The 14,434-nt window shown below is 35.2% G+C and carries 1 protein-coding gene; it reads right to left on the reverse strand.

Features of this window, described 5'->3' with window-relative positions; translation table 11 throughout:
• Positions 1 to 30: 30 nt before the first annotated feature.
• Positions 31 to 14,322 (reverse strand): T9SS type B sorting domain-containing protein, encoded by a 14,292-nt coding sequence (locus BC961_RS04630; RefSeq protein WP_170151286.1) that lies wholly within the window; start codon positions 14,320 to 14,322, stop codon positions 31 to 33.
• Between the last annotated feature and the right edge of the window lie 112 nt (positions 14,323 to 14,434).

Raw genomic sequence — 14,434 nt, forward strand, 5'->3', positions numbered from 1 at the left:
TACGAGGATTACCTCATCAATTTAATACTTTTACCTGTACAGCGTAAAGTGTCCAACAAATTCTCGGGCATCTTTTGCATCATTTAATTTTAACACATACCAGTAATCTCCTGAAGGAAGTTCTGTTCCTTTGTATCTACCATCCCAGTATTGTCCTACGCGATATGTTCCTACAATGCGACCGTATCTATCAAAAACAGAATACACTAAGTCTTTGTAGTTTTCTGTACATCCTGGTTCCCAAGTGTCGTTTATGCCATCACCGTTTGGTGTAAAATTATTTGGAATACATACATCAATGTAGGTAAAGAATTGTGTAAAGGACACCGTACAACCATAAGAATCAGTTACTGAAATGGTATAATCGCCCGATTTATAAATTATAAAATTAGAGCTGTTACCATAATTTTCTCCATTTAGCATATAGGTGTAAATACCACTTCCGCCTGTAGTTGTAGCAACTATCTCATTCAATCCACCATCGCTTAAAGCTAATATCAAAGGATCAACTTGTTTCACTTCAAAACTAGTAGTCTGCTGTTCGCAACCATTAGTATGTCTTGATGTAACTATGTGGAAACCTGGCGTTACATTAGTAAACATGTTAGAAGCTTGAAAAACTATGCTTCCATCTAAAGCGTAATCTAAATCAGCAGGCAAAACACCACGATCAACAGTAACAGTTATTGTATTTCCGGCGAAATTTCCTGAACAAATGTAATTAACTACTACTTTAGGATTAATATTTACTGACGGTTCCAGTGAAGCTTTAACATCAGTCGTGCAGCCATTTGCATCTTTGATATAAACGTAGTGGTCTCCTCCAGTTAATCCTGTAAAATCAAAAGTAGTCTTTCCAATCGATCCAGTACTATAAGTTCCATTTATATCATCTAAACTCACACTGTAAGGTCCTGTACCACCAAAAATATCAATCATAAAGGCACCGTCATTATCTCCTGCACAAATTTCTTCAATTATAGATCCAGCACTAACTGTACTGGTTAAGGCAGAAGGTTGGGCTATTGTAAAATCATAAATTTCATAACAACCATTTGCATCCTGAATTAAAGCTTGATAAGTTCCAGAAACAAGATTTTCGAAAACACCAGTATTAAAGAATTGATCTAAACGTGGAGAAATTGAATATTTAATAACTCCCGTTCCGCCTGTTGCCTTAAGATCTAATTTACCATTTTTCTCACCATAGCACGTTATATCAGTTACAACCGAAACATAGGTCAATGGTGCATTTGGTTCTGTAACTTCAACGATGCGAGTAGCTGTGTTACAATCTCCACTAATTACCTTAACCTGATAAAAACCAGCAGTTAATCCTACGAAACGACCCGGAGCTGTTTGGAAGGGAGCTGGCGTAATAGCGTTATTAGCTCCATCGAACAACGTATAAACATAACTTCCTAAGCCACCTGTTGCTATAGCCAAAATAACTCCTGTTGCGTCTCCTTTACAGTTAACATTTGGATTATCTAAGCCTAGCTGAATAGATAAAGGTTCTAAAGGGTTAATTTTTATACTGTTTGAAATTATACTTACACAGTTTTTAACATCTCTTACATAAAATTTGAAAATTCCTACAGTTCCTTTTGGAAAAGCAATATCTGTAGATGGATCGAATGAAGATGCTGTATAATTAATTCCGTCAGCGCTATATTGATATGGACCAGTCCCTCCAGAAGCCGTCAGCTTCAAGATAAAACCTGTTTCGCAGGTTTGCGTCGTTTTTACAACCAAAGTTGCGGTTACTTTTGAAGGCTGAGTAATTGAAATAGGAGTAGCAGAAACGGTTGAACAATTCCAAGTATCAGAAACTTTGACTTCGTAAGTTGCTGCACCTAAATTTGTGAAGCTATTGGCCAATTGAGGCCCATTACTAATTATCGTTCCATCAGCGAAAGTATTAATTAACGTATACAAATACGTTCCTGATCCACCCGTCGGTGTAGCTATTGTAATGGTTGCGCTAGTGTCTCCGAAACAACTCAATGTTGGTTTATCTACTGTAGCTAGAAAATTAATAGGTGTTGGATTTGATAATACAACCAATTTTGTATCTACGCAGCCTTTGCTGTCTTTTACGTTAATGGTATAATTTCCTGCAATTAAGTTTGAAAATATATTTTGCGAACCATATGATACACTTATCTCGGGGGTTGGCCCAACCAATTCAAATTCATAATCACCTGGCCATCCACCACTTGCCGTTACAGCAATTGAACCATTATCATTTCCAGAGATGCATGTGATTTCAGTATGCGATTCAGCTATGGTTAATTTTGCATTAGCTTTATTTATTGTAAAGTTCTTTGTAGTAGTACAAAATGGGCTACTCACTAAAGTAGCATCAATAGTATAAATACCTGCCGCTAGAGCATTAAGGTTAACACTTACTCCTGTAGATCTTGTTATAGGAACAATTACTGTTCCTGTTTGATCTTTAACGGTATAATCAAATATACCTGCATGATCTGGATTAGTAGCAGTAATTACTCTATCTACGAACGTAACTTTAGCACTTCCGTCAGAATATTCGAAACAAGTTGTATTTACAGTAGAATCAATCGTGAGATCGAACGTATTTGGATCACTGACATAATGCGTAGTTTGAATAGTACATCCTGTAACTAAATTTTTGACCGTGATTAAATAATTTCCAATTGGCAATGCGTTAACTCCATCAAAAATCCCATTACTGTTAGTTTGGCTGTACATATAGCCTGCTGTACCTCCACTTAAATACTTCACTTCATATAATAAAGTCGCGGGTGAGTTTATACGGACATTAACTCGAATTTCCTCGTCAGTATTACAAGTAATCTGTTTAGTCACAACAATCTCTTCTACTGCATCAAAATCAATCTTAGAAAAGGGATCAATTGTAGCGTTAGCCGTTCCCATGCAACCTTTGTTGTCGTAAACGTTTACAGTGTAAGTTCCTCCTGTTAAATTAGCTTCGGTATAAGCATTATTAGTACCAAACTGAACAAGAACACCATTGTTGAGGAATTCATAGTTTAGATATGTACTAGAACCACCTGTTACCGTAGCTGGATCAATTGTAATGGTTGCGAAACTATTAGCGTTTGAGCCAGCCGCACAAGCAAATTGAACAACCGTGGGAGTCGGAACAATAATAGGATCTGGTTCTTCTACCTTTACAGTTTTACTATCTGGACATCCTCTTCCTGAAACTACATCAACAGTATAATTACCAGCCGATAATCCAGTAAATACTTTAGAAGTTTGAGGCCCAACAGATACAGGAGTACCACCTATAGTTGTTCCTGTCAAAGTATACATGTAAACTGGATTATCATTTACTCCAACTGCAGGAGTATCCATCGTAACAGTAATTGTTCCATCAGTACCTCCATTACAAGTAACCGGAGTTGAGGAAGCATCAAATCCAGTAAGTGGTGTAGCAGCAGCTAACCTAACTTTAACTGAAGTTTCGCAACCCGTATTAATATCTCTAGCATAGAAAGTATAATCTCCAGGTGCTAAATTTGGAAAAGTATTTACTGAATGATAAATCTCACCTGCAACATCTTTTTTGTACTCATAAACAGGTGTAGGATTCGTTCCTCCAGATGCAGTTAATGTAACAACACCATTATTGGCAGTACCACAAGCTGGTAAAGCATCTACTACATAATCCAATTGTATTGGTTCGTAAATAATTACTGAGAAAGCTGTAGTGCTCACACAACCGTTAGCATCTTTAACAAATACATTATAAGTACCAGGATTGTTAACTACAAAAGTAGGCGAAGGCTGATATCCTGCACCAATACTGTATTGGAAACCTCCAACACCAGATACACTTACCGTAAATGTATATTCACCATTTACATCTGCACAATGACTATAAGGAGCCACAACAGTAATTTCTGGTAATGGATCTAAAATGACAGTTATTGTTTTCATTAACAAACATCCTTTTGCATCTTTCACATAAACATCCCAAGCTAAATCCGTTAAGTTCGTATCAATTAAAAGTACGTTACTAGAACTATAGCTTCCTGAGGCTGGAGCAGAAGGAATTGCTGTATGAACGACAGCTGCATAGCTATAAGCTCCTGTACCTCCAGTTACACCTGTTACGGTGATTTGTGATTTGTCTTGAATACAATATACGTTTGTTGCAGTTGCAGTAAAATCAATTGCAATTGGTTCTACTAATGTTACTGAATCAAACTGCTCACAACCGGTTGTTAGATCTTTAACCGTTACTGTATAAATTCCTGCTGAAAGATCAGATAAAGTAATAACATCATTCACTGGAGCTGATTGAGTATAAGTCAAGGCTGGTGGCAAAGTCGTTACAGTAATATCGTAATTTCCCGTTGTGCTAAATCCTGTAACCGTAAATGTTGCTGAACCATTAGTATTTATACCATTAGCACTATTGCAAGAAATTTCATTTTGTTTAGCTCCAGTGATTTGGATTTTCTCGACATCCACTATTGGAATGGATTTTCGATCTTTACAACCATTCTCATCTGTTACTTCGAATGTATAATATCCAGCCACTAAACCAGAAAACTGGTTTCCAGCCTGAGTTACTCCAGCAGGTCTAGTTGGTAGCATCGTATAAGTTAAAGTACCAAAACCTGTTAAAGCTGTTGTAGTTAATGTTACCGTACTAGTTGTATCACTTAAACCAACTTGTTCACAATAAATAGGAGTTGCAACTGCACTGGCAATAACTGGAGGATTAATATCATCTATCTGAACTGCACTACTACTTATACATCCATTGGCATCTTTTACATACAATGTAAATGTTCCAACTGTCGCAGTCTCATATTCAAATTGGCTAGAAAAATCGGTTCCATTAGTTCCGTACTCATACGGACCAGCGCCTCCAGAACCAGCGATACTAATTTTTGCTTTGACAGCCGCATTATCAGTTCCACAAGTTAACCTTTTATCTAAGGTTAAGTTAGCCACTAACGGTGTTGCATCATCTACAAACACATTGACGCGTGTAAGCTCACAACCTCTTCCAGATTTTACTTTAACCGAATAAAAACCTGTTAACAAGCCTGTAAAAACATTTGAAGGCTGAGAAGCTGCCAATTGTGGACCTGCCGTAATTTCATAAGTATAATTTGGATTATCATTACTCGCTCCCAAAATTACAGTAATAGTTCCGCTCGCTTCACCCACACATAATGCAGGTGTTGTATCGGTAGTAAAACTTACAGCCGTAGGTGCGCCTAAAGTAACATCTGCGGTTGCGGTACAATTAGTTGGTGTAGCCGTATCTATCATTGTAACAGTATAAGTAACTGCAGCAGCTAATCCAGATATAACACCTGTAGTATTCTCAATAGAAATTCCAGCAGAAGGGCTAATAGTATAGGTATATGTTCCTGTACCACCAGTCCCTGACATAGTAATTACACCATCATTATTAGCACAAGTTGGTAAAGTTGTGATGGCTGGCGTTGCTACTAAAGGTATATCTATAGTAATATCTTTTGAGTCAATACAACCATTGACATCTTTAATTTTAATAGTATGAAGTCCAGAATTTAGTGCCGTTACTGTATACGGTAATCCAGTAATATTTGTAAAAGTACTATTATCAACACTAATAGAATAAGCTCCAATTCCAGCTGTAGTTTCATCTACTACAACTTTAAAAGTACCTTCAGCGACACATTTATTAAATACAGATAAAGCGATTTCTGGTGTTGGATCTTTTGTAATTGTATGAGTTAAATCAACAGTACATCCATTACTATCTTTTACAGTAATATTCCATATTTCTCCAGTGGTAGAACCTAATTTTAGAACATTGCTAGAAGCAAAACTACTTGGTCTTGCTGGAGCAAGAGCTGAAGCATAAGTGTATGGCCCAGTTCCTCCAGTTGTTGTTAAAGTTACCTGTTCTGGATTATTACAATTAGCATTAACAGAAGCGGTAATCGCTGAAGTAAGTGCTTGAGCTGGTTGAGTAATAGTAAAAGTAAAAGTTGTAGAACACAAGGTTCCGGTATCCTCAGTAACCCTTAAAACATAATTCCCAGCTTTTAGGGTAGTAATTGTCTCTGATACCGGACCTCCAGCTGGGCCAGTTAATGAACCATTAATAGCTGTTGGAAGCGGTAAAAGTGTAAGTGCATTTAAAACTTCATAATTTATCTGAGTTACAGATGCATCATAATCTTGAACTGTAAATGCTAATATCCCACTAGCACTAGCATTACAAGTAGCATCTGTACTTGAAGTCGCTGTAATTTTAATATTTGAAGGTGCTAACGGTGTTTTTTCCTCTTTAATTGAAATACAACCGAAAGCATCTTTAACTTGCAAAAAGTAAGTAGTATTATGAAATAAGCCTACAAACTGATAACTGTTACTCGCCAATGGTGCAGTTTCTGTAGGTTGACCAAAAATAGAGTATCTAAAAGGACCCGTTCCTCCAGTTGTTGTAACAGTTATATCGACCCCTGTTGCGCAATTGTTAGAATCTACAACAGTTGTAATTCCTAAATAAGGAGGTGTTTCAATTCTAAGTTTAGCACTTTTATATTCACATCCTTTAGCATCAACAATGGTAATATAATAATCACCAAAATTAAGACCTGTAAAACTATAAACAGGAGTAGGAGTTGGAATCGCATTATTGGTATTAGTAGAATTTTCAGTATAAGTATCAATTTGAGTAAAAGCATTATCATATAATCTATATACAAAAGGTGCGACACCTCCTGAAACAACGTTTACATCAAAACTTCCAGGAGTATTAGTATTACATTGTATCGCATTTCTTACAATATTTGGAACTATTGGTGCTGGATCTAACAAAATAATTGTCGCAGGAACAGTTTGACATCCTTTAAAATCTTTAACAATATAATCATAACTTCCAGCTGCTAAACCTCCAAATACATTTGAAGTAACAAAATTAGCCCCATTATCAATACTATACGTAAATGGCGCTTCGCCTGCTAAAGCAGTAAGCGTAATAGAACCATCTGTAAAACCATTACAAGTTGGGGCTATGTGAGTTTCTGATGCAGTAACAGTAATTGGATCAGATACAGGAATAACTTCTGTTAATTTAGTACAACCATTACCATCTGTAATTGTAAATTGATAATTGCCTTTAGTAGTTGGATAATAAGAGAATGTATTTCCAGTAACTGTTTCTGTGCTTCCAATAACCCCTCCATCTTTAGTTACCGTGTAAGTAAAATCAGCCAAGCCTCCATTAATTTTAACATCAATTCGAGCCTTTTCATTGCCTGATTCACAAGTAAGATCCTTAATTAAAGTAGCTTTTGGATTTAAAACTTTACTCACAATAATATCTTCTGTATCAGTACATCCATTGGCATCTGTAACTGTAACTGTATAAGAACCATCAGGTACGTTAAAAACATTACTTAAAGCACCTGTTGGCGCTTGTCCTGTATTAATAGTATAGGTATAGGGAGCAACACCTAAATCTGTAGTAGGCGTAGCAGTAATTTGGAAGGTTCCGCCTAAAGCCACCGTACATTGATCCACAGCAAGATTTACTTCTGGAAGTGCATCTAAATCAATTGTTACATCTAATTTAGACGGATTACAACCATTTTTATCTATAACATAAACATCCCATAATTTTGAATCTAATGGATCTAAATTTTTAGACTTTAAATCATCATAATCTGTATCTAAAGGTGTTGCACCATCATGTACAAATGCGTATTTGTAATTTGGTGTACCTCCTGTTGCAGTAATAGTTACTGCAACATAAGGCCTTTTACAATTTGCATTAACAAAAGGTTCAACAATTGCTGTAACTGATGTTGTAGGTTCTATTATTTCCAAAATAGATTCTGCTGGACATCCAGTTAAATTATCGGTAACAATATATTTATAAATTCCTTTTGCTAAATCGGCATAAGTGATTGTTTTCCCGCCGTTTGAAGAAGTTTCAGTAGGAGTTACAACCGTACCATTTAGTTGAATTTCATGGCTATATGTACCTGCATATTTATCAGCAGTAAATTCTAAAGAACCACTATTAACTCCTAAGCATTTATTATCTCTTATTTTATTACCTATCACTGTAATGTTAGTAACGGCATCAATTTTATAAGTATCTGTGAAATAACAACCATTAGCATCGGTAACTCTAAATGTATAAGTACCTGCAGTAAGATTACTAAATGTATCCGAAGGTTGTTTTGCAACTATAATTTCAGAAGGAGCAATAGTTTCATATTGCAATGTCCCTACTCCGTTGGCGGCAGTTACAATAATATTAACTGCAGTTGTATTACAAGATATAACTCCTGACGGACTGAATGCTAAAGCTGTTGGAGGATTTAATCTCAATAAAGTTCCATTACCATTTACCTCACAACCATTTTTATCTTTGACACTCCAAGAATATGGAACATCTGCTGTTGTATCAGTAATAGTTAACGTATTGCCAGTAGTTGTAGTTGTTCCAACTGTAAAAGTATACGTGTAAGGTGCTGTTCCTCCAGTTGGAGTATTCATAACTACAGATCCACCTACTTTTCCGTTGGCTGCATTACATTTAAAAGTAGTTTCAGTAACTGTTGCACCTAATTCTTCTGCTGGTTCTGTAATAAATACAGTAGTCGAGCCTACACATCCTTTGCTATCTTTCACATAAAATGTATAAGCAGTTGCAGATGCAGCTAAATTTGGGAACAATGAAACTGCTCCATAAGTACTATTACCGTCACTATACGTATATCCACCCGAACCTCCAGATCCTAACAATTGTACTTGACCGTTATCAGCACCTTTACAAGTAACTTGTGTTGGTGTAGCACTTAAACTAGGATCAGTGATTGGCTTAACATTAGCTTTTACTGTTGTTGAACAATTTAAAGCATCAGTAATTATAAATTCATAATCACCAGAAGTTGTAGCATCGTAACTAAAATTTCCTGCCGTAGTTAAATCAAAAGCTGCACCACCATTTACGGTATATTTATATGGAGTTGTCCCTCCAATAACGGAAAGCACTATATCAGCAGTATTTACTGGATCACATTGTAATTCACCAACACTTTCAACTTTTGCTTTTAAGGCAGGTGCAACGATAATATTATCTATTTCGTCGGTACAGCCATTGGCATCAGTTACCGTTATAGTGTATGTACCCGGTAATACTTCAAAAGTATTATCAATTGGAGTTTGTCCAGTATTTATACTATAGCTAAAAGGTAATATACCTGTTGATTCTGCAATATTTACAGTAAGTTTTACTTTGTTAGTACCATCATAACATAATGATGTTGTCTCTAAAGTTGCGTCTGGAGGTGTAGGAGCATCTACATTAACATCAACACCAGTCGCTGATGCAATACATAAATTAGCATCACGAACAAAAACAGTGTAGTTGCCTGAAGGAACATCGTAAAATAGACTACTTTTTTGAAATGGTCTGTTTTTCGTACTGTCATTTTTATCTACTAATTGATATTCATAAGAAGGAGTTCCACCATCACCAATTGCTTCAATAGTTGCACCAGTTGTACAAGTTACAAAAGTTTTTATCCTAGCTAATAAAGTTACTGGAGTTGGCTCCTCAATAGTAACATCAAAAGTTTTTACACAGCCACCTGTTGGTTCATTGGAAACTTGAACTTTAAAAACTCCTACTGATAAATTAACAATTACTGGAGAAGTCATTGCGTTTGTAAAACTGGCTCCATCATCCGTAGAGTAATAGAACCCTTTAGCTGGATCAAAATTTTGAGCAGCAATAGTTACTGTCCCATCATCTTTTCCAGCACAAGTTACATCGGTCGAGCCTTCAACCGATGCTTTGAATTCTTTATCTAAAGGAATAATAACTTCGTAATCTGTTTTTTCGATACATGATACAGGAAATTGATAGACTTTAATGTCATCGATTCCAACATCATTTCCGTCATATAAAACACTATTTGACCTTATAACAAAAGACAATGTTGTATACGAGCCTGGATTCAATGTGACTTTATAAGGGAGCCATTTTTCTTCTTTAGGCACATCAAAAGAATCTGGATAGGAATTAGGAACAATAAATTGTGAAGGTTTCCCTAAATCATACACCAATTCGATTTTTAAATTCGGATCTGCTTTCCCGGAAAACTCCGCTTTATATAAATTAATTGCATAAAAATCAACTAAAATATCCTTGTTAGGGATAATATCTTTTATGGTTTTACTGTACAAAATTCCTCCAGTACCTGCTGCACTACCAATATCGATAGCCAAAAATCTTCCTGCTGGATCTTTTAAAGGATCAGTATGCTCTTTGATATCTTGAACCCAACCACTCCAAGGAATTTCAATTTTATTGGTAACGCTATATTCATTATTAACTAAATCTCTACCTCCATTACAACTACCATTCGGTAATTGTTGATTTTCAAAACAATAGGCTGCATTAATCCCCGGAGTGGTGGTTGGCGCACCAGAACCAAAATCCTCATTCAATAAATCACTATAAGTAGGAGCGCTTTGCAATTCATATTTCACAGTAATAATATGAGGAACATTCAACTCTGTTGGTAAAACATTTACAAAAACATTTGCCGGTATATTAGTATTAACAATTCCGTTTAAAAGATACTGATACGCATAGTCATCTCCACCATTGTTAGTTAATGTAACAGTAGTAGTTGATGTCCCGTCACAATTAAAAGATGAATTTACTTTGCTAATAGTAGGCTTTTCTGGTATTTCAGCAATAGTTACATCCATAGGATATATACATTCGTTGAAATCCTTAATGTAAATAGTATAAGAACCAACTGCCAAATACATCTCTTTTTGTGTTATCCATGTATTTTGTGCGTCAAAACTGTAAGTATACGGTTCAATTCCTCCTTGCGGATTAGTAATTCTTACTTTTCCTTCTCCATTTGGTCCGCATCCAGCCAATTCTGAAACTCCCGCCGATGCAGTTAAAGCTGTAGTAGGACTTGTGATCGTGATCGTTTCACCAATATCAAAACAATCAGCAACAGTACCATCGTTTGCCTGTAAACTATATTTTACTACAGGAGTATAACTTCCCACCTCAAGATTTGAAAAAGTACTGTTGTTATAATAAGAATCTCCATTATCAATACTATATTCTAATGTGTAGCCATTATCTTTTATTACATTAAATAGTATGCCTCCTTTTCCTCCGTAACATGCTATATTTGTCGGATTTACGGTATATTCTGGTTTAGGAATAGCGGTAATAGTTATCGGTTCTACTATAAATTCACAATTGTTAAAATCAACAACTTTAATCTCGTACGTTCCTGCCGTTGAGATATCAATTAATGGAGAACCTTGAAACTCCGTAGTACTATTTACAAAAAACGTAAATGGTCCTGTACCACCACTTGTAGTTACTGTTATTTCGCCATTTTCGCAAGTTAAAGATTTACTTACTACAGCAGTAACAGTTAATTCACCAGGCTCAATCAAAGTAACTGTATCTGTAAAACTACAACCGTCTTCGGTCACTACGTTCACAGTATAAGTCCCTGGATTTAGATCCTCAAATGTATAATCGTTAAGCAATTTTGGACCTTCAATTTGCCCTTCATTAGCATCATTTAAAATACTGAAAGTATACTGGCCACGAACATCGTTCGCAGCTAATTTAATCGATCCTTTTTCACCATTACAAAGCGGATTACTAATAGTAGTTGTAACAGTAAAATCTCTTTTTCTTATCTGAATCCCAGGTACTGTGTAAACACAGGTATTAGGAATGTACGGAGTTGACCTTATATAAACAGTGTAAATATCTGGGTTTTTTATTGTTAAAATATTACTAGATTGATAGGTGTTTCCATCTAAACTATATTCATAAGGGCTCCCTGCCTGCGGATTTTCTACAATTATTTCTCCATCGGTATTACAAATTATATCTCTAAATGTAACTTTTGGTGCAAGATTACTCTCGTAAACGTTAAAGAAAAAGCGGTTAAAACAGCCGTTTTTATATTTTAAAGTTATTCTGTACTGACCTTGAGAACCAACATTGTAGTCTGGTCCGGTTGCAACATTTTCCCAAACACATGAGTTACCTTCATCCGCACATTTTGTCCCAGAAACTAATGCACACACGCTTTTCTCCCATATTATGTCTTCTGTATCATTAATACCGGTTCGAATAAATTTTTTGGAATCTGAACCACATAAATATATATTAGGTAATATTTTACCGTCACTTGTACACGTCACTAATTCGCTAGCAAAAGGTATTACAGGATTCAAAACTGTGGTACCGAATGGTTCTACTGTGATCGTTTCTTCTATAGATGTACATGGCTCCAAAGCCGTATTCCTTACATAATAAGTCCCTACTTTAGTTACAGTAAGAGTTCGTTCATTTCCAATAATTGCCCCTGTAGCTACACCATTTACAAAAGGACTTAAAGACCACTCATATTGATCATATCCTAATGATGCTGAAATAATTTCATTAGAACCACATAATTGGTATTTTCTACTGTAACTACAATTATCTACTCCAACTAAGAAGTTCGTAGCAGAAGGCAATGATAAATTACAATCTCCAAATACAGAAATACTAGGATCATCAGTAATAATGTAAGGGTTTGTAACTCCCTTGTAAGTAGCAAAAGCTTGATTTTTTATTTGATCTGAACAAGCATCACTTAAATCATTGCAATTAGGAACCACTTGAACTCCAAACTTAATAAACCATTGATTTCCATTAATTTTTACTAATTCATTAGGGATTGTAAAAATAAGAGTTCTAGTGACAGGTACATAAGTATATGTAATTTTAGAATCGACTGGAATTACGATGGAATTAGGATCAAAGATGATATTAACTGGTAAAACATCTTTAATTGTAAATTCATCAGCATCGTCATTTCCAACATTTTTAAATCCTATTTCATAATTTAAAAAATCTCCTAAAGAAACATCTTTATTACCAATGTTTACGCCAGCAGAATTTTTCACAATTTTCGTTAAAACAATTTCAGGCTCAATAACATCGACTGCAAAAGTAGTAAGATATGCTGCATAGGTATCGGAAGTTGATGTAAGTCTGTATGTAGCGCCTGTTTCTCCATTGGGAATTACTTTATTGTTCGGATTATTAACATTTATTAAATCCATGTCAAATCCAAGTGTGTTTAAACTATTAGGTACTCTTGTTTCTACATTGGAAGAAAATGGAGTAATTACGGTAGGAACAGTAATACTTGAATTAAACACATTACCTAAGGGATTTAAACTATTATTAACATAGGTAAAAGTAGAAACACCATTCGCCTTGATAAGTAAATCATCTCCATATAATTTAGACTCACCCTCTTGAGCTGCTACTCCAATAGTAGCTCTTACAGGTAAAGGAGTAGGTAAAGACCTAAAGCCATCAATTGTGAAATCTAAATTTTTTAAACTTTTAGTAATTCCCGCAAATCCATCAAAGGTCGAAATATATCGACTAGGCATGTTAGGAGATTCATATATAATAACTAAAGTCCAGCCTGCCATAGAACCACTAGATGTAATTCCTTTCGCAGCTCTAATGTTGGCTGCGAAATAATTTCCGTTAGGATCAGCTAATCCTTGAAGTATTCCTGTTACATTTTTGTAACAAACATAAGGAGTGTTGGTAAATGCTTTTCCATTAATAAAACCATTAAAAATAATATCATCTTCATCACCAACTGGGTCTGCATCATTATCAGCTTTTATATCGATATAATTCGCTTCCCCTGGTATTTTAAACTTTATTTGATTCCAGTCGTCACGTCTTTTTATAATTTTATTATTAGGCTCTGCATTAATAATTCTATCATTAGGATAAATAGCGGTCCAGTAGAGCCCAGCATACAAAATTCTTTTACAATCATTACTTATATTCAATTCTGCGCTACTAGATGCAAAAGTATTGGGATCATTATCAATATCCGTATACTCTTGATTTAGTCCATTATTGTTTGTAATTAGATTAAAATTTTTATTAGCTTCGGATGTCAAAGCAGCCAAATTAGTAGGGATTCCATTTGGGTCAGAATCAATAAAAACAGGATATACATTTCTAGGGTCTGGAACATTTTTTTTAATATTAGGATATGTACTAGTACTCATCATACTATTTCCTACAAAAACAACATCTCCCTTAACACGCACATTCCCACCTTGTAATCTCGGTGAAAATGCTTTTGCCACCTGTCCATAAGAAGAATTAGCAAAAAAAAGAAAAGTAGCTAAAACAACTAATAGATAAAAAAAGAAATGTTTTTTAACTTTCTTCTCGGTACTGTGGCTTATAAATGCCATAGTATTAAATAAAAATAAAGAATTAAAGCAAGTAAATATTGAGTGCTCCAAAAAGAATGTTTTAAAAAAAGTGATTTTATGCATGTGTGGTATTTGGTTTAAGTTTTCAGGT

The sequence above is a fragment of the Flavobacterium weaverense genome (assembly GCF_003688495.1).
GTDB classification, from domain to species: domain Bacteria; phylum Bacteroidota; class Bacteroidia; order Flavobacteriales; family Flavobacteriaceae; genus Flavobacterium; species Flavobacterium weaverense.

Bases quoted from the DNA above. Each gene is read 5' to 3' on its own strand.
- BC961_RS04630 (WP_170151286.1), bottom strand. From the start codon at position 14,322: ATGGCATTTATAAGCCACAGTACCGAGAAGAAAGTTAAAAAACATTTC.